Here is a 16,812-nt window from a genome sequence, read left to right as displayed (position 1 = left end):
TCAGCCGGTCGCGGCGAGCGAGTCGACGCGGAGCCAGGCGGAGTGGTCGGTGAGGTGGGGTGCGCGGGACGGCGGAGCGCCGTCGCCACGGGTGGCCGGTGTGGCGCGGAGTGCAGCACCCCGCTGGGCGACCGCCGCCGCGCCCCAGCGGACCGCGAGTCGTGCGGCGGCCGACGGCGTCGCACCGTCGGCCTCGGCGGACAGGTACCCGGCGAGCGCCGCGTCACCGGCCCCGGTCGTGTCGACGCAGTCGGTCGCGACCCCGGGTACCAGTTCGTGTCGGTGGGCGTCGACGAGGAGCGCCCCGTCGGCACCCATCGTGACGAGGGCGCGTCGTGCGCCCCGCGAGAGGAGGGCGCGCGCTGCACGCACCGTCTCGTCCACCGTCGTGACGGGGTGTCCGACGGCCTGCGCGAGTTCGTCGACGTTCGGCTTCACGAGATCAACCGGCGCGAGCGGGTCGAGCACCGCCGTCAGCTGGTGCCCGGGGACGTCGAACGCGACCGACAGTCCGACGGCGCGGGCCGCGACGACGAGCGGGAGCACGTCGACGAGGTGGTCGCCACCGGCGACGGTCGGGAGGCACCCGGTCACCACGAGCCATCGGGCGTCGGTCTCCAGCGTGGTGCGGAGCACGGCCACGGTCAGCGTCGTCCACTGCGCACGTGTCAGCGGGGCCGGGGCCTCGTTGACGTTCGTGGTGACGCCGTCCGACCCGGTCACGACGGTGTTGACCCGGGTGCGCACCCCGAGGTCCACCGGCGTCAGGCCGGTGCGAGCGTCGTCGTCGAGGGGCGCGAGCGCCTCCGGCGACAACGGGGCGACCGCGTGCGACGCCGCGCCGTGCGCGAGGAGCGCACGGGTGACGTTCACGCCGTTGCCCCCGAGTGTCTCGGTGACGGTGTGGGCGCGGTGCACGGCCCCGCCCCGCAGGGTGTCGACGGAGTACGTCCGGTCGATCGCGGGCGCCGGGGTGAGCGTGACGATCGTGCGTCCCGTCCGGGTCCCCGTCCACGCCGCAGCGTCCGGACGCAGCGTGCTCATGCGGCGACTCGCTCCCCGAGGACGGCACGGATGCGGTCCGCGACGCGCTCGACCGACAGTCCGTACTTGTCGAGCAGGAAGTCGTTCGGTCCCGACTCGGCCCAGGAGTCGGCGAGCCCGACCTTGTGCAGGCGGGCTCCCCTGGCGTGGCCGGCGAGGACCGCCGCGACGACGTCACCGAGTCCGCCGACGACGTTGTGCTCCTCGACCGTGACGACCTGGGCCGCGCCGTCGAGCAGCGCCCAGAGGGCGTCGTCGTCGAGGGGCTTGATCGTCGGCAGGTGCACGTGTCGGACGCGGTGTCCCTCGGCCTCGACGGCGGTGATCGCCTCGACGGTGCGGGAGGTCTGGACGCCGGTCGAGACGACCGTCACGTCAGCGTCGCTCCCCCCGTCGCGGAGCAGCACCGGGGCACCGACGCGGAACTCGTAGCCGTCGTCGAAGACGTCGGCGACCGCGTCGCGGGCGAGACGGAGGTACACGGGGCCGTCGTGGTCGGCGGCCCAGCGGATCATCGCGGCGGCCTCGGTCTCGTCGGCCGGCGCGAGGACGGTCATGTTCGGCAGCGCGCGCATCACCGACAGGTCCTCGATGTCCTGGTGGGTCTTGCCGCTCGCACCGTTGAGCAGCCCGGCGTAGGCGGCGGCGAGGCGGACGGGGGCCTTGGTCTGTGAGACGAGCATGCGCACCTGGTCGAGCGCGCGGTTCGTCAGGAAGACGCCGAACGACGAGAGCCAGGGGCGGTAGCCGAGGGTCGACATGCCGAACGCGATACCGACCATGTTCTGTTCGGCGATGCCGGCCTGGACGAAGCGGTCCGGGTGGGCCTCGGCGAACGTGACCGCCATGGTCGAGGTCGCGAGGTCGCCGTCGACGACGACGATGCGGTCGTCGGTCCGTGCGAGTTCGGTGAGGGTGTCCCCCCACACTGCGCGCTGCGCCTTCATGCCAGGGCCTCCGTCTTCTGGTCGATGAGCAGTTCCGTGCGGGCGGTGTCCAGCTGCTCCGCGGTCGGCACGCCGTTGTGCCACTTGAACGTGGCGCGGGTGAACGAGACACCGTTGCCCTTGACGGTGTGGGCGATGATCGCCGTCGGCTTGCCGGACGTGCCGCGGGCGGCGTCGACCTCGGCGTACGCGTCGAGGATCTCCTCGAAGTCGTGGCCGTTGATCTCGATGACGTTCCAGCCGAACCCGCGGAACACGGCGGGGAGGTTCACGTGCCCCATCGGTTCGCTGCGGTCGTAGCGGTCGTGGTCGCCGGCCGGCCAGCCGTACTGCTGCAGGCCGTTGAGGTCGACGATCGCGGTGAGGTTGTCGAGGCCGTAGCGGGGGGCGTGGATCACGGTCTCCCAGACCATGCCCTCCTCGATCTCGCCGTCGCCGAGCACCACCCAGGTGTGGAAGTCCTTACCCTGCATCTTCGCGGCGATCGCCATGCCGGAGCCAGCCGAGAGCCCCTGCCCGAGGGACCCTGTGGACGAGTCCACCCCCGGCGTGAGCTTCATGTCGGGGTGGCCCTGCAGTCGGGAGTCGCCATGGTCGAAGGTGGCGAGCTCCTCGACGGGGAAGTACCCCCGGAGGGCCAGGACCGAGTACAGCCCGATCGCCGAGTGCCCCTTGGACAGGATGAACCGGTCGCGGTCGGGGTCCTGCGGCTGTTCGGGGTCGATCCGGAGCTGGTGGAAGTAGAGGGCGACCATCAGGTCCATGGCGGACATCGGGCCACCGATGTGCCCCGCCTTGCTCGTCGCGACCGTCTCGAGGACACGCCAGCGTCCTTCTCGGGCGACGGTCTCCAGGTGTTCGACGTCTCTCGCGTCGTTGCGTGTCACGGCGACTCCTTCGTTCTGCGGTGGTGCCACTAAACTATCACTCGGTGAACGGTGTGTCTACTGCGTGAGATTAAGTGGATTCGATCAGCAGGGTCGGCGTGGGAGGATGACGACATGGCAGACGGCGCCTCCGACGACGGCGGGATCGAGATCCTCAGCAAGGCCGGCGCGATCATCGACGCACTGGCCGACACCGAGGCGCTGACGGTGAGCGCGCTGGCGGATGCGGTCGGGGAACCCACGAGCTCGACCTACCGCCTGCTGCAGAGCCTCACCGCCATGGGCTGGGTCGACGCCGCCCCGGCACGCGGGACCTACCGGCTCGGGCTCGCCTGCATGCAGATCGGCGGCGTGTTGGAGGACTCGCTCGACGTGCGCGGGCTCGCACTGCCGCGGCTCCGCGAACTCCGGTCGAGCGTCGGCGTTGCCGCACTGCTCTGCTACCGCCGAGGGACGCGTGCCGTGTGCGTCGAACGCCTCGAGGGACACGACGTCCGCTCGGTGGCGATGCAGGTGGGCGACTCGCTGCCGCTCCACGTGGGCGGGGCACCCCGCGCACTCCTGGCGTTCCTGGCCGCCGGCGAACAGCACGCCGTGGTCGACGAACTCCTGGCGACGCCCGACCTGCCGTACGCCGTCCCACCCCGGAGCGAGCTGCAGACGGAGCTCGAGGCGACCCGGACGCGTGGCTACGCCCGGTCCGACCAGGACGTCACGATCGGCATCGCCGCCTTCGGCAGCCCCGTCTTCAACCACCGCGGCGAGCTGGTCGCCGCGGTGTCCATCAGCGGGCTCCGCGAACGGCTCGTCGACCGCGAGTCCGAGCTCGCGGAACTGGTGATGTCCACCGCCGCCGCGATCAGTGCGGACCTGGGGCACGACGGAGGTCGACGTGGCTGAGCGGAAACCGATGCGGGTGCTCGCCAACTCGATGGCGGTGGTCGAGGCCCTCGCCGAGCGCGGGGACCTCTCGCCCGCTGAACTCGCCGAGGCGACGGGCCTCCCCCGCCCGAGTGTCTACCGCTTCATCGACGGGCTCCGTGCCGTCGGCATGGCGACCACCACGGACGAGAACCGTGCACGCCTCAGCGTGAAGTGGTTGCACCTGGCCGACGCCGCACGGGACGCCATGACCGAGTGGTCCGGCGCCCGACGGATCCTCGACGCCCTGGCCGAGCGCACCGAGCAGACCGCGTTCCTGACCGTGCCACGCGGCGACGAGGCGGTGTGCGTCGACTGGGCGCCCGGCCGTGGCATCGGCGTCCTGACCCTGGCGCCCGGCCGTTCCCTGCCGCTGTACGCCGGCGGAGCCGGACGCCTCGTGCTCGCGTACACCCGCGACGTCGACGAGTACCTGGCCGACGGGCCCGAGCGCCGACCGCTGACGAGTGCGACCATCGTGGAAGCCGACGCGCTCCGCGAGGACGTCGAGCGCACGCGGTCCCAGGGGTACACGCTCTCACTCGACGACGCCACGATCGGGATCGGCGCGCTCGCGTTCCCCGTGCTCGGGGCCGACGGGGCGTTGCTCGGGTGCTTGTCGGTCGCCGGACGGTCGGTAGACGTCCGAGACCGACAGCAGGAGTTCACCGACGCCGCGCGCGCGGCCGTCGCGGAACTGACGAGCGGGGCCACCAGCGAACTGGCGACCCCGCTGTCCTGACGCGCACGCAGTGCCGTCGGCGGGCCCGGGCCGGGCCTGCGGTGGCGCGAGCGCTACCAGCTCACGGCGATGTACTGCGACTCCATGTACTCCAGGAGCCCCTCGGCGCCGCCCTCGCGACCGATGCCGGACTCCTTCATCCCGCCGAACGGCGCCGCCGGGTCGGACACCAGACCACGGTTCAGCCCGACCATGCCGGACTCGATCCGTCCGCTGACCCGCAGCCCACGCGCGAGGTCCTGCGTGTACACGTACGAGACCAGGCCGAACGGGGTCCCGTTCGCGAGCCGGACGGCGTCGTCCTCGGTGCGGAAGGTGACGACGGGCGCGACCGGCCCGAAGATCTCCTCCTTGAGGATGCGCGCGTGCTCCGGCACCCCGGTCAGGACGGTCGCGGGGTAGAACCAGCCGGGGCCGTCGGGGGACGCTCCGCCGGTCAGCACCGTGGCGCCGTCCTCCTTCGCGCCGTCGACGAGCCGGGCGATGTCGTCGCGGGCGGTCTCGTTCACCATCGGGCCGAGCTGGACCTGCGGGTCGAGGCCGTCGCCCGTCCGGAGCGCGCCCATCGCCTCGGCGAGACGTGCCGAGAACGCCTCGGCGATGCCCTCCTGCACGTAGAAGCGGTTCGCCGCGGTGCACGCTTCACCACCGTTCCGCATCTTGGCGATCATGGCGCCGGCGACCGCCTCGTCGAGGTCGGCGTCGTCGAAGACCACGAACGGCGCGTTGCCACCGAGCTCCATCGACGTGTTGACGACGGACTCCGCGGCGAGCTTCATGAGCTTCACGCCCACCTCGGTGGAGCCGGTGAACGAGAGCTTCCGGGCGCGCGGGTCGCGCACCATCTGCTCGACCACGGTGCCGGAGGACCGGCTCGGCAGCACGTTGAGGACCCCGGCCGGCAGTCCCGCCTCGGTGAAGAGTGCACCGATCGCGAGGGCCGTCAACGGGGTGTCGCTCGCGGGCTTCAAGACCGTCGTGCACCCGGCGGCGAGCGCCGGTCCGATCTTGCGGGTCGCCATCGCCGCGGGGAAGTTCCACGGGGTGACGAGGATCGCGATGCCGATCGGACGGTGCTCGACGAGGATCTTGTTCGTGCCACCCGGTGCGGTCTGCAGCGCACCCGGGATCCGGACGGCCTCTTCTGCGTACCAGCGGAGGAACTCGGCGGCGTACAGGACCTCGCCACGGGCGTCGGCGAAGACCTTGCCGTTCTCCGCCGTGATGAGCCGCGCGAACCAGTCGGCGCGCTCGACCATCAGGTCGTACGCCCGCGACAGCACCTCAGACCGTTTGCGGGGTGGGGTCGCGGCCCAGTCGGCAGCGGCGTCCGCCGCGGCGTCGACGGCCGCCTGGGCGTCGTTCCGGGTCCCGCTCGAGACGGTGGCGATGACGCGGCCGTCCACGGGGTCGTGGACGTCGAACGTCGCGCCGTCGGACGCTGCGCGTTCCACCCCGCCGATCAGGAGGCCCGTGGGGACCCCGGCGGTGATGATCGCCCGGTCGGTCGTCGAGTCCACGGCGTCGGTGGCGCCGCGGACGTCGGTCACGTCGGTCATGAGTGCTCCAGTTCTCGGACGCGGGGTGCGGACTGCGTCAGGTAGAGGCGCTGCTCGCGCTTGTGCTCGTCGTAGGTGGCGCGAGCGTCCTTCGTGCTGTCGAGCGTCGAGACCTCGGCGACCGGCACGTCCCACCAGGCGCCGGAGCCGCCGAAGCGGCCCTGGGCGTCGACGCGGACGTACACGACGCTGGTGCCGTCGTGTGCACGGGCCGCGTCGAGTGCGGAGCGGAAGGTGTCCGCGGTGTCGGCGGAGAAGACCTCGGCACCGTAGCTCGCCGCGTTGGCGACGAAATCGACCTCGAGCCGGCGGCCGTCGTGGCGGAGCGCCTCACCGCGCTCGTTGAAGCGGGTACCGAACGTCTGCGAGCCGAGGGTCTCGGACAGTGCGGCGATCGAGCCGTAGCCGAAGTTGTCGACGATGACGATGGTCATCTGCAGGTGCTCCTGCACCGCGGTCATGATCTCCTGCGACATCATCAGGTACGAGCCGTCACCGACCAGGACGTGCACGCGGCGCTCGGGTGCGGCGAGCTGTGCGCCCACGCCACCGGCGACCTCGTAGCCCATGCACGAGTTGCCGTACTCGATGTCGTAGCCCTTCGGGCTGCCCGGACGCCACAGGCGGTGCAGGTCGCCCGGCATCGAGCCGGCGGCGTTGACCACGACGTCGTCCGGCTCGGCCGAGGCGTTGAGGAGCCCGAGCATCTCGGCCTGGGACAGCGTCCGGCTGTCCTGGACCTCGATGATGCGGTCCACCTCGGCACGCCAGTCCGCGGCGGCCTGCTCGTTCGCGGCTACGACGTCGGCGTCGAGCGTGAAGCCGTCGAGCGCGGCACGGAGTTCGGCGAGCGTCTCGCGGGCGTCGCCGACCAGCGGGATGCCGGATTCCTTGAACGCGTCGATCTCGGCGACGTTGATGTTGACGAACGCCACGTCGGGGTTCTGGAACATGGTGTTCGAGGCCGTCGTGAAGTCGGTGTAGCGGGTCCCGATGCCGATGACCACGTCGGCGTCGTTCGCGATGGCGTTGGCGTACGCGGAGCCGGAGGAACCGAGCGCGCCGAGGGCGAGCCGGTGGTCCCACGGCATGCCGGCCTTGCCCGCCTGCGTCACACCGACGCCGATGCCGGTCGACTCGGCGAAGCGCACGAGCTCCCCGGTCGCCTCGGAGTACACGACGCCACCGCCGGCGATGACGACGGCCTTCTTCGCACCCTTGATGAGCTCGGCCGCACGCTGGATCGCCGCGGCGTCGGGACGGTTGCGGGCGACGTGCCAGACCCGCTCGGAGAACAGCGTCTCCGGGAAGTCGAACGCCTCGGCCTGCACGTCCTGCGGCAGGGCGATGGTGACGGCGCCGGTGTCGGCCGGGCTCGTCAGCACGCGCATCGCCTCGAGCAAGGCTGAGGCGAGCTGCTCCGGTCGGCTGATCCGGTCGAAGTACCGCGACACCGCACGGAACGAGTCGTTCGCGGTGACGTCCATCGCGTACGGGTGCTCCTGCTGCTGGAGCACCGCGCCGGTGGACCGGGTGGCGAAGGCGTCCGACGGGAAGAGCAGGACGGGGATGTGGTTCACCGTCGCGGTACCGGCACCGGTGACCATGTTGGTCGCGCCGGGCCCGATCGAGGTCGAGACGGCGAGCGCGCCGAGACGGTTCTTCGTCTTCGCGTAGCCGGTCGCGATGTGGACCATGCCCTGCTCGTTGCGGCCCTGGTAGTAGGGGAACACGTCCTGGTACTGCAGGAGCGCCTGTCCGAGCCCGGCGACGTTGCCGTGGCCGAAGATGCCGAACGCGCCGCCGAAGAACGGCTGCGTCACCCCGTCACGTTCGACGTGCTGGGCCTGCATGAACTCGACGATCGCCTGGCCCACCGTGAGGCGGCGGGTCGGCTGAGGGTGTTGCACCATTGCGAACTTCCTTTTCGTGGTGGGTCAGGGGCGGACGGGGACGAACGGCACACGCGGATCGGTGCCGAGGGCTTCCCACCTGGCGCGGGCCGGGGCGAGCGCGGGGTCCTCTGCGGCCTGCAGGGTGCGCTTCAGCGCCGGGCCGGCGAGGACGTTGAGGTAGTAGAGGTCCTGGTCGTGGGCGGCCACGGTGGTGTGGTACCCCCAGGGGATGAGGCAGATGTCGCCGTCGCGGACGGGGACGTCGAGGTCGAAGTCGCGCTCCGGGCTGTAGACCCGCTGCAGCGCCCAGCCGTTCTCCGGGTCGCGGAGGCGGTAGTAGTAGACCTCCTCCAGCTGCGCTTCGCCGTCGACGTCGTGCTCGTGCTTGTGCGGCGGGAAGCTCGACCAGTTGCCGCCCGGGGTCCACACCTCGACGATGTGCAGGCGGTCGGCCGGGAAGTCGGGTGACATCGGCGTGGAGACCTGCCGCGTCGCGTTGCCGGCACCACGGGTGGCGGATCCGACGTCGTCCGGCGTGACCAGGACGACCTCGTGCTGCTCGGTGGCCGGCGCGGTCGCGATGGCCAGTTCGGCTCCGGGGGTGGCGGTGATCGTCACCGCGGTGTCGCGCGGGACGGAGAGCGTGTGCCCGAGTCCGTCGAAGACCGTGTCCCGGCCACCGAGGCGGTACTCCTCGCCGGCGACCGTGAGGACGAGGTCGCCGTGCAGGTTCACGAACGCCCGCTCGTTGCCGTCGGCGGGCAGCTCGACCGTCTCGCCGTCGCCGAAGGTCTTCACCTGGAAGGTGATGAACTCCCAACCGGCGATCTCCGGGGTGATGACGTCCCATGCGCCGTGCTTGAGCACCTGCGGGTCGACCATGTTGTGATCCTCTCTGCGTCGTTGCGTTCGGATGGAAAGAGCATACCGCTTTTCTCGCTGGCCGGACGAATCGTCCGCTGTGAGAAAAGTGCTCAGGCGAGGCGGAGACCGGCTTCAGCGAGCCGGATGCACCGCAGGGTGGTGTCGCGTGCGGCGTCCAGGGCGTCGGCCAGCGACTTCGCGCGGTGCTCGATCGAGAGCATCTCGACGCCCCACGGGCCGGACCAGCCGACCTCGGCCATCGTGCGGAAGAAGCCGACGACGTCCTGCGCACCCTCGCCCGGGTAGCGCCGGTTGTCCCGGGTGTCCTCGAACAGGGTGCGGCCGGCCTCGGGCAGGGCGTCCGCGTCGTTCACCTCGACCCCGACGACCGTCGCGGGGTCCAGGGTGCGGCGGAGCTCGTCGAGCGAGGTCCCGGCGCGGAAGACGTGCCAGGAGTCGACGACCAGGCCGGCGTGCGGATGGTCCACCGCCCTGACCAGTTCGGATCCCTGCGGCAGCGAGGAGATCCCGGCGAAGGGCAGCGGCTCGAGCGCGAGTCGCGTGCCGATCGCCGCGGCCTCGTCGGCCAGCCGGCGGAACGGTCCGACGTAGGGCTCGACCGAGGCGACCGTCGGCGCCGGTGGCGGCGCGATCTTCACCATCGGGCTGTCGAAGGCCTGCGCGGCGTCGCGGAGCAGGTCCCATCGGGCACGCCACGGCGCGTCCGACGGGTCGCGCCACCAGTCCTTGACGAGTTCGACCTCGAGGTGACCGATGCCGAGGCGGTCGGCGTGGGCCCGGAGCGCGTCGAACCCGATCGTGTCCCGGACGACCTCGAGGTCGTCGACGACGAACCCGAGCCCGGTGAACCCGGCGTCCGCCGTGGCACTGACCCGGTCCCGTGCCGAGAACGAGCTGCGCTCCGACGGGCCGTCCGGCACCGCGGTCCCCGACGTCGTCCAGCAGGTGGCGACGAGGTCGTGGCTGATCCCGGTCATCGCGACAGGTCGACCGTGACCGATCCGCCCGTGCGGGCCGATCGGTCGGCGGCGTCGGCGAGGACGAGCGCGGCGCGGCCGTCCTCGAACCCGGGGCTGCGGGAGGGTTCACCCCGAACCGCCTTCAGGAACTCGACGACCTCGAGCCGGTACGCCTCGGCGTACCGCTGCAGGAAGAAGTTCTGGTACGGCTCCAGTGCCTCGACGGCACCGGCACCCCAGTGCCGGACGAGGGTGTCGGTCTGGTTGCCGACCTGCAGGAGCCCCTCGGACCCGAACACCTCGAAGCGCTGGTCATACCCGTACGCCGCGTGCCGCGAGTTCGTGATCACCACGAGCTCGTCGCCCGCACCGCGGAGCGTGACGACCGCGGAGTCGAAGTCGCCGAGCTCGCGGGCCGTCGCACTGAACGTGTTCGCGCCGCGGGCGGTCACCTCGACGATGTCCGGCACGAAGAAGCGCGCCATGTCGAGGTCGTGGATCGTCATGTCGCGGAAGATCCCGCCGGACGACGCCAGGTACCCGGCCGGTGGCTCAGCGGGGTCGCGGCTCGTGATGAGGACCTGCTCCAGCGTGCCGATCTCCCCCGCGCTCACCCGGCGGTGCAGTTCGGCGAAGTGTCGGTCGAACCGCCGGTTGAAGCCGAGCACGATCGGGACGGTGGCCGCCGCGGCCTTCGCGCGGAGCCGGTCGACCCGCTCGAGGTCGAGGTCGATGGGCTTCTCGCAGAGCACCGGGACGCCCGCGTCGATCGCGGCGTCGATGAGGTCGACGTGGGTGGCGGTCGGTGCCGCGATGATGACCGCGTCGACCTCCCCCGAGGCGAAGACCTCGGCCGGGTCGGTGCTGACCTTGCCGCCGTACTCGGCGGCCGTTCGCTCGGCGCCCTCGACGAAGGGGTCGCAGACCCACGCGAGCTCCGCGTCCTCGATGGCGGCCACGCTCATGGCGTGGACCTGTCCGATGCGCCCGGTGCCGAAGAGGCCGATCCGGATCTGTTGCGTCATTGCAATCTCCAGGTGGTGGTGGTCCGCGTGGTCTACGCGGTGGTGGTGGTCCGCGTGGTCTACGCGGTGGTGGTGGTCCGCGTGGTCGACGCGGTACTGCGTGGTCGCACGGGACGACCGGTGTGGAACGACTCAGCAGCCGCTTCGGCGAGCGCCGTGGCGACGAGCCCGGCCGCGGGCGGGGTGAGACTCTCCGACTCGCCACGGATCATCCGCACGAAGTGCGCGATCTCCTCTTCGAACGCCGGGACGAACCGGTCGCCGAAGGTGTCGTACGGGTTCGCCGGGGCGACGCCGCCGGGCTCGGTCGACGTGATCGGCGTGCGCGGTCCGTAGCCCGCGCCGAACGCGCCGTTCGTGCCGGTGACCTCGAGCCGGACGTCCTGGCCGGCGCCGCTCCGGCGGAGCGCTCCGATGCTGCCGACGGCACCCGACGCGAACCGCAGGGTCACCATCGCCGTGTCGGTGTCCTGGTGGTCGCCGTACACGGGCTCGTCCAGGACGGACCCGATCATCGAGATCTCGACGACGGGGTCGCCGACGACCCACGGGATGATGTCGAAGTCGTGGACGAGCAGGTCGAGCCACATGCCGTGCGATTGCGGGATGTAGTCCACCGGCAGGGCGTGGTGGTCGTTCTCCGTCGCCTGCACGAGTCGCAGCGTGCCGACGTCACCGTCGAGGACGTGCTGCCGCAACCGCTGGTACCCCGGGTCGTAGCGGCGGTGGAACGCGACCATGATCGGGGTCCCCGTCGCGTCGAGGTCGCGGGAGAGCTCGGTGAGCTCGTCCACGCCGAGCGCGAGGGGCTTCTCGATCAGGAGCGGGGTGTGCGAGTCCGCGACGACGCGGGCCAGGTCGGCGTGGGTGTCCGTCGCCGACGCGACGAGGACACCGTCGAGCGAGGGCAGGACGTCCGTGAGCGGATCGACGGTGGTCGACACCGACGCCCAGCCGGTCTCGGCCCCGCGTTGCTCGTCGAGCCGGGTGCGCACGCCCTCGGTCCGGCCGGCGTCGCGGCCGATCAGCACGACCTCGTCGACGCCCGGGGTCCTGGCGAGGTTCCGAGCGTGCATCGCTCCGATGCGGCCGAGGCCGGCGACGCCGACCCTCACCGGGTGACCTCGGCGGCCTCGAGCTCGGCGACGAGGGCACGGACGAAATCGACGCTCGCACGGGCGTCCTCGATCGGGCCGGTGCCGGGAGCGGGCTCGTCGAGCACGACCTTGTCCTGCTCGAGGACGATCCAGCCGTCGAAGCCGGCCTCGACCATGCTCGTCAGGATCGCGCGGATGTCCACGTCGCCCTGTCCGACCGGCCGGTAGAGCAGGTCGGCCTTGATCGCGTCGAAGTAGCTGATCTCGCCGTCCGCCACGCACTGCGCACCCTCGAGGGACACGTCCTTGAGGTGCATGTACGCGATGCGGTCGCTGTGCTCGGCGGCGAAGCGGACGGGGTCCGTGCCACCGAGGAACAGGTGCCCGGTGTCGAAGCAGAACGGGATCGTCGAGCCGGCGAGCACGGCGTCGACGTCGTCCTTCGTCTCGACGACGGTCCCGACGTGCGGGTGCAGGGTCGCCGTGACGCCGACCGCGGCCGCAGCCTCGGTGATCCGGTCGAGGTTGGTGAACAGCGTCGCCCACTGCTCGTCGGTGAGCGGCTCGCGCTGGGCGTCGTAGCCGGTCTGCTCGCTGTCCGCGCAGACCACGAGCACGGTCGCTCCGGAGGCCGCGTAGTCGGCGAGTTCCTGTTCGATCCGGGGCAGCGGGTCGGTGCCGGGCTGGTGTGCGATGACCGGCACGAAGCTGCCGATCGCCGTCATGCCGAACTCGGCGAGCCGGGCCGCCTTGTCCTCGGGCGCCGGGGGCAGGAACCCCTGGGCGCCGAGCTCGGTGGCCTCGAAGCCGAGGGACGTCATCTCGGCGAGGACGCGCTCCGGCGGCAGCTGGTGGCCCCAGCCGTCGACCTCGCTGACACCCCAGGAGATCGGTGCGGTCGCGATGCGGAGGCTCATGCGCGCACCCCGTCGATCTCGGCTGCGACGGCGCTGGTGTTGGCGGTGGTGCCCGGTTCGACGGGCAGGTCGACCCACAGACCCGACTCCGCCGATTCCTCGGCGGCGCTCAGCACGCGGGCCGAGGCGACGGCGTCGTGGATGTTCGATCCGGTGGCCTCGCCGCCGGTGGCCGCGGTGAGGAACTTCGCCGCCTCGATCACCTTGAGGTCGTCGTAGCCCATGCTCGTGCCGGAGCTCGGCTGGAACCGGGAGTAGTCGGGGAAGTACCCGTCGGCGAACGCGCGGGTGTAGCCGACGTGCTGCCCGGTGCGGGCGAGGGCCACCTCGAGCTCGTTGAGCCGCTCGAAGTCCCAGCGGACCGACCCCTCGGTGCCGAAGATCTCGAACGCGTACTCAGAACGCGGACCGACGGCGATGCGGGAGGCCTCGAGGTTGCCGATCGCGCCCGCGCCCACGGCGGAGTCGCCGAATCGGACGAGCATCGTGGCGTAGTCCTCGTTCTCGACGGGCAGCAGCTTGCCGGCGTCGGGCGTGCCGGGCAGCCCGGGGCGCTCGGTCAGGTAGGTGCCGGTCGCAGCCGAGATCGAGCCGATCGGGCCGAGGACGTAGTGCATGAGGTCGACGAGGTGCCCCATCAGGTCACCGAGGACCCCGCTGCCCGAGGTCGCCCGGACGAAGCGCCACGTCAGCGGGTCCGCCGGGTTCGAGGAGAAGCCGCCGAAGAACCGGCCACGGACGTTCGTGATCCGGCCGAGGGCACCGTCGAGGACGAGCTGGCGTGCGTGCTGCACGGCCGGGACGTGCCGGTAGTTGAAGCCGATCGTGGTGGCGACACCGGCGGCGTCGGCGGCTGCGGCGACGGCTTCGGTCTCGGAGGCCCCGCGGCCGACGGGCTTCTCGATCCAGAACGGCTTGCCGGCCTCGGCCGCGGCGATGCCGATCTCGGCGTGCAGCGAGTTCGGAGCGCAGATCGACACGACGTCGACCTCGGGGTCGTTCAGGACCTCGCGGTAGTCGGAGACGACCTTCTCGTAGCCGAGGACGTCCTTCGCGTAGTCGCGACCGGCCGGTGCCACGTCGGCGGCGACGACGAGGCGGGGACGGATCCCGAGCTCCGGGTAGACGAGTGGGAGGAGGGCGTAGGAGCGCGAGTGGAGGCGCCCCATCCAGCCGACACTGATGAGCCCGACTCCGACCGAGCGGGGTGCGCTGTTCTCTGCCACGGGTGCTCCTTTGCTTCCTGGCGAGGATTTTGAACCGGTCCAAAATCTGGACCGGTTCAATGTACGACCGCGGTTTCGCCGGTGTCAACCTCGGCGCATCACGCGCCGGTCGCGCACTGTCAGTCGCGCGGCACCGATGACGACCTGACGCGGAGCGTCGGCGCGATGAGCACCTCGCCGGGGTTCTCCTCCGAGAGCAGGAGTTCCGCGGCACGCCGCCCGATCGCAGCGTTGTCCGGGTCGACGGACGTCAGGTCCACTGCCCCGAGCGCCGCCAGGTACGTGTTGTCGTACCCGGTGACCGCGACCGAGCCGGAGAGTCCGCGCTGCCGGACGGCCGCTGTCACGCCGATCGCGGCCAGGTCGTTCACGGCCGTGATCGCCGTCGGCGGTTCGTCCCGGTCGAGCAGCTCGAGGGCCGCTCGGTAGCCGGCGGCCTCGGAGAAGTCGCTCTCGGCAACCAGCCCCCCGTCCAGCGCCCCGTCGAGCCCGTGTTCATGGACCGCGGCACGGAAGGCCTCCGCCCGTCCGGTGGCGACGCGACCCCCGGCTCCGCCCACGTGCCCGATGCGCCGGTGCCCGATGTCGACCAGGTGGTCGACGACGAGCCGGATCCCGACCTCGTCGTCCCCCCGGACCGTGGCCGCTCCCGCGAGTCGACCGGGTCGGGCACTGGCGATCACGATGCGTGCGGCACCCATCACCTGCACCACCCGGTCCATGGTGGGCACCGACCCGACGACGATGAGCCCCGACGGCTGCAGGTCCCCGAGCATGGCGACCGCATCGAGGTCGAGGCGCGGGCGTGAGGAACCGTTCGGCAGCACCGCACTGGTCATCAGCCCGAGGCGACCGCCCGCCGCCAGGGAGACCCGCGCCGCGTCGACGACCTCGGCGAGCACGGGGTTCCGCGAGTCTGCGACCAGGATGCCGACGAAGTCATCCCGGGCACCGTTGAGCGAGCGCGCCACGCGGTTCGGCCGGAACCCCAGCGCGTCGGCGGCGTCGAGGATCCGTGCGCGCCGCTCCGGACTGACCGAAGCGGGCGAGCTGAACGCGAGCGAGACGAGCGACTTCGACACCCCGGCACGGTCGGCGACGTCCCGCATGGTCGCGCGCCGCGCCGCCGTGGTGGACCCGTCGTCAGCCATGCTCCACATCTTGCAGCACGGTCACCGCTCGTCGCGAACTGCCCGCTTCGCCTTGCCCTTGATCGTGTCGATGTAGATCGCGCCGGTCGTGACCTCCTCCTCGAGCCGCTCGAGCGACCAACCTCGGGTCTCCGGCACCTGCGTCACGATGAAGGCCAACGCGATCGCACCGATCACGGCGAACAGGAAGAACGTTCCGGTGATGCCGACGCCTTCGATGAGCGACGGCACGTAGAGCGCCAGGACACCGTTCATCAGCCAGCCGGCGAACGCCGCGATCCCGGTCCCGAGGCCGCGCATGTTGAGCGGGAAGATCTCGGCCAACCACACCCAGACCGCGATGTTGAGGCATGACTGCATCGACAGCACGAAGGCGCAGATCAAGAACAGGAGCACGTAGGGGCGGATCGGGTTGCCGTCCGGGATGACCAGGGACGAGACGCCGATCAGGATGTGGCAGGTGGTCGTCAGGGAGAGCCCGAGGATGAACGTCTTCCGGCGGTCGACGCGGTCCATGTTCCGGAGGGCGATGAGCCCGCCGACGACGGCGAGGATGCCCGGGGCGATGTTCGCGATCAGAGCGGCGTTCGCCCCGAACCCGGACTCGATCAGGATGCGCTGGCCGTAGTACATGATCGAGTTGATCCCGGTGACCTGCTGGGCGATGGCGACGCCGCACCCGATCAGGACGATGCGGATGAGCCAACGACTGGAGAGCAGGGCCTTCAGACCGTTCAGGCGGGTCTCGCTCGGCTCCTCGGCCGTCACGCGACGGATCTCCTCGAGTTCGACCTCGGCGCGGCCCTCGTTGCGGACGGTCTTGAGGATCGCGAGCGCACGCTCGTCGTGACCGTGCTCGACGAGCCAGCGCGGGGACTCCGGCATCCGGAGCATGCCGATGAACAGTGCGGCGGCCGGGATCGCGCAGATGAAGAACATGACGCGCCACACGCCACCCTCGTCGCCGAGGATGATCCCGATGATCGCGTTGATGACGAACGCCGCGAGCTGCCCGCTGACGATCGCGAGCTCGTTGCGGCCGGTGATCATGCCGCGGATCTCGAGCGGCGCGAGTTCAGCCAGGTACACGGGGACGACGATCGACGCGGCTCCCACCGCCAGGCCGACGGCGATGCGCCCGGCAAGCAGCACCTCGAAGTTCGGCGAGAACACGGCGAGCAGCGTGCCGCAGAAGAAGAAGACCGCCATCGCGAGGATCGTGGAGCGCCGGCCGATGCGGTCGGACACCGGGCCCCCGATCAGCCCGCCAACGGCCGCGGCGAAGACGAGGGACGAGATCACGACGCCGAGCCCGATGTCGTCGAGCCCGAGCTGCGACTGGATCGAGATCTCGGCACCGTTGCTGACGCCGGTGTCGTAGCCGAACAGGAGCCCCCCGAGGCAGGCGACGACCGAGATGAGGCCGATCCGTTTCCGGTGCGGTCCCGTTGTCAAGGGAGGTAGTTCGAGCGCCTCGCGCGGTTGACCCTGTCCAGACATGTTGACTCCTTCGTCATCGACTCCCGCAGTTATCACTTCGCGGACGGACTGTTCACA

The 16,812-nt window shown here is 71.1% G+C and carries 15 protein-coding genes; 2 read left to right on the top strand and 13 right to left on the bottom strand.

Annotated features, from left to right (window positions below; genetic code table 11):
* Genes EDF47_RS13050 through EDF47_RS13040 form a run of 3 tightly spaced genes read right to left on the bottom strand, consistent with a single transcriptional unit; the run spans nucleotide 1 to nucleotide 2,878 of the window.
* Entirely contained in the window at nucleotides 1-1,044 is a 1,044-nt protein-coding gene (locus EDF47_RS13050; protein WP_131846996.1) for a PfkB family carbohydrate kinase, read from the bottom strand.
* A complete protein-coding gene (locus EDF47_RS13045; RefSeq protein WP_133938307.1) occupies nucleotides 1,041-1,991 on the bottom strand; it encodes a transketolase C-terminal domain-containing protein in 951 nt (316 codons plus the stop codon). The genes EDF47_RS13050 and EDF47_RS13045 overlap by 4 nt, the downstream gene beginning before the upstream one ends.
* The gene (locus tag EDF47_RS13040) at nucleotides 1,988-2,878 is read right to left on the bottom strand and encodes a transketolase (RefSeq protein WP_131846994.1); all 891 of its coding nucleotides are present in this window, start codon (nucleotides 2,876-2,878) and stop codon (nucleotides 1,988-1,990) included. The genes EDF47_RS13045 and EDF47_RS13040 overlap by 4 nt, the downstream gene beginning before the upstream one ends.
* Before the next feature lie 114 nt (nucleotides 2,879-2,992).
* Between EDF47_RS13040 and EDF47_RS13035 the strand changes: the two genes are divergently transcribed.
* The gene (locus tag EDF47_RS13035) at nucleotides 2,993-3,778 is read left to right on the top strand and encodes an IclR family transcriptional regulator (protein WP_131846993.1); all 786 of its coding nucleotides are present in this window, start codon (nucleotides 2,993-2,995) and stop codon (nucleotides 3,776-3,778) included.
* Nucleotides 3,771-4,541: an IclR family transcriptional regulator gene (locus EDF47_RS13030; RefSeq protein WP_131846992.1), complete on the top strand. Its 771-nt coding sequence runs from the start codon at nucleotides 3,771-3,773 to the stop codon at nucleotides 4,539-4,541. Before EDF47_RS13035 ends, EDF47_RS13030 begins: the two co-directional genes overlap by 8 nt.
* Nucleotides 4,542-4,594: 53 nt before the next feature.
* Here EDF47_RS13030 and EDF47_RS13025 read toward each other — a convergent pair whose 3' ends face one another.
* From EDF47_RS13025 to EDF47_RS12980, 10 genes are all read right to left on the bottom strand, one after another.
* Nucleotides 4,595-6,100: an NAD-dependent succinate-semialdehyde dehydrogenase gene (locus tag EDF47_RS13025; protein WP_131846991.1), complete on the bottom strand. Its 1,506-nt coding sequence runs from the start codon at nucleotides 6,098-6,100 to the stop codon at nucleotides 4,595-4,597.
* The gene (gene iolD / locus EDF47_RS13020) at nucleotides 6,097-8,013 is read right to left on the bottom strand and encodes a 3D-(3,5/4)-trihydroxycyclohexane-1,2-dione acylhydrolase (decyclizing) (RefSeq protein WP_131846990.1); all 1,917 of its coding nucleotides are present in this window, start codon (nucleotides 8,011-8,013) and stop codon (nucleotides 6,097-6,099) included. The genes EDF47_RS13025 and iolD overlap by 4 nt, the downstream gene beginning before the upstream one ends.
* A gap of 24 nt (nucleotides 8,014-8,037) precedes the next feature.
* Complete coding sequence (gene iolB, locus EDF47_RS13015) at nucleotides 8,038-8,877, bottom strand: 5-deoxy-glucuronate isomerase (protein WP_131846989.1); 840 nt, start codon at nucleotides 8,875-8,877, stop codon at nucleotides 8,038-8,040.
* Nucleotides 8,878-8,969: 92 nt separating this feature from the next.
* Nucleotides 8,970-9,857 carry a sugar phosphate isomerase/epimerase gene (locus EDF47_RS13010; RefSeq protein ID WP_131846988.1) on the bottom strand — a complete coding sequence of 296 codons (888 nt, stop codon included), beginning with the start codon at nucleotides 9,855-9,857 and terminating at the stop codon, nucleotides 8,970-8,972.
* Nucleotides 9,854-10,864: an inositol 2-dehydrogenase gene (gene iolG / locus EDF47_RS13005; RefSeq protein WP_131846987.1), complete on the bottom strand. Its 1,011-nt coding sequence runs from the start codon at nucleotides 10,862-10,864 to the stop codon at nucleotides 9,854-9,856. Before iolG ends, EDF47_RS13010 begins: the two co-directional genes overlap by 4 nt.
* 59 nt (nucleotides 10,865-10,923) lie before the next feature.
* The gene (locus EDF47_RS13000; protein WP_131846986.1) at nucleotides 10,924-11,979 is read right to left on the bottom strand and encodes a Gfo/Idh/MocA family oxidoreductase; all 1,056 of its coding nucleotides are present in this window, start codon (nucleotides 11,977-11,979) and stop codon (nucleotides 10,924-10,926) included.
* Nucleotides 11,976-12,878, bottom strand: a complete 903-nt coding sequence (locus EDF47_RS12995; RefSeq protein WP_131846985.1) for a sugar phosphate isomerase/epimerase — start codon at nucleotides 12,876-12,878, stop codon at nucleotides 11,976-11,978. Before EDF47_RS12995 ends, EDF47_RS13000 begins: the two co-directional genes overlap by 4 nt.
* A complete protein-coding gene (locus EDF47_RS12990; protein ID WP_279387371.1) occupies nucleotides 12,875-14,104 on the bottom strand; it encodes a Gfo/Idh/MocA family oxidoreductase in 1,230 nt (409 codons plus the stop codon). Before EDF47_RS12990 ends, EDF47_RS12995 begins: the two co-directional genes overlap by 4 nt.
* A 119-nt stretch (nucleotides 14,105-14,223) precedes the next feature.
* A complete protein-coding gene (locus tag EDF47_RS12985) occupies nucleotides 14,224-15,255 on the bottom strand; it encodes a LacI family DNA-binding transcriptional regulator (RefSeq protein WP_165901473.1) in 1,032 nt (343 codons plus the stop codon).
* A gap of 21 nt (nucleotides 15,256-15,276) precedes the next feature.
* Nucleotides 15,277-16,755 (bottom strand): sugar porter family MFS transporter, encoded by a 1,479-nt coding sequence (locus EDF47_RS12980; protein ID WP_131846983.1) that lies wholly within the window; start codon nucleotides 16,753-16,755, stop codon nucleotides 15,277-15,279.
* Nucleotides 16,756-16,812 lie beyond the last annotated feature (57 nt).

It is taken from the genome of Curtobacterium sp. PhB190, assembly GCF_004365385.1.
GTDB lineage: Bacteria > Actinomycetota > Actinomycetes > Actinomycetales > Microbacteriaceae > Curtobacterium.
This window is presented reverse-complemented; position numbering and strand designations above follow the sequence as displayed.

Excerpts from the sequence above, each read along its gene's own strand:
- EDF47_RS13050 (WP_131846996.1), bottom strand. The coding sequence starts at position 1,044 with ATGAGCACGCTGCGTCCGGACGCTGCGGCGTGGACGGGGACCCGGACG.
- iolD (WP_131846990.1), bottom strand. The coding sequence starts at position 8,013 with ATGGTGCAACACCCTCAGCCGACCCGCCGCCTCACGGTGGGCCAGGCG.
- EDF47_RS12980 (WP_131846983.1), bottom strand. The coding sequence starts at position 16,755 with ATGTCTGGACAGGGTCAACCGCGCGAGGCGCTCGAACTACCTCCCTTG.
- EDF47_RS13010 (WP_131846988.1), bottom strand. The coding sequence starts at position 9,857 with ATGACCGGGATCAGCCACGACCTCGTCGCCACCTGCTGGACGACGTCG.
- EDF47_RS13035 (WP_131846993.1), top strand. The coding sequence starts at position 2,993 with ATGGCAGACGGCGCCTCCGACGACGGCGGGATCGAGATCCTCAGCAAG.
- iolG (WP_131846987.1), bottom strand. The coding sequence starts at position 10,864 with ATGACGCAACAGATCCGGATCGGCCTCTTCGGCACCGGGCGCATCGGA.
- EDF47_RS13025 (WP_131846991.1), bottom strand. The coding sequence starts at position 6,100 with ATGACCGACGTGACCGACGTCCGCGGCGCCACCGACGCCGTGGACTCG.
- iolB (WP_131846989.1), bottom strand. The coding sequence starts at position 8,877 with ATGGTCGACCCGCAGGTGCTCAAGCACGGCGCATGGGACGTCATCACC.
- EDF47_RS12985 (WP_165901473.1), bottom strand. The coding sequence starts at position 15,255 with ATGGCTGACGACGGGTCCACCACGGCGGCGCGGCGCGCGACCATGCGG.
- EDF47_RS12995 (WP_131846985.1), bottom strand. The coding sequence starts at position 12,878 with ATGAGCCTCCGCATCGCGACCGCACCGATCTCCTGGGGTGTCAGCGAG.
- EDF47_RS13045 (WP_133938307.1), bottom strand. The coding sequence starts at position 1,991 with ATGAAGGCGCAGCGCGCAGTGTGGGGGGACACCCTCACCGAACTCGCA.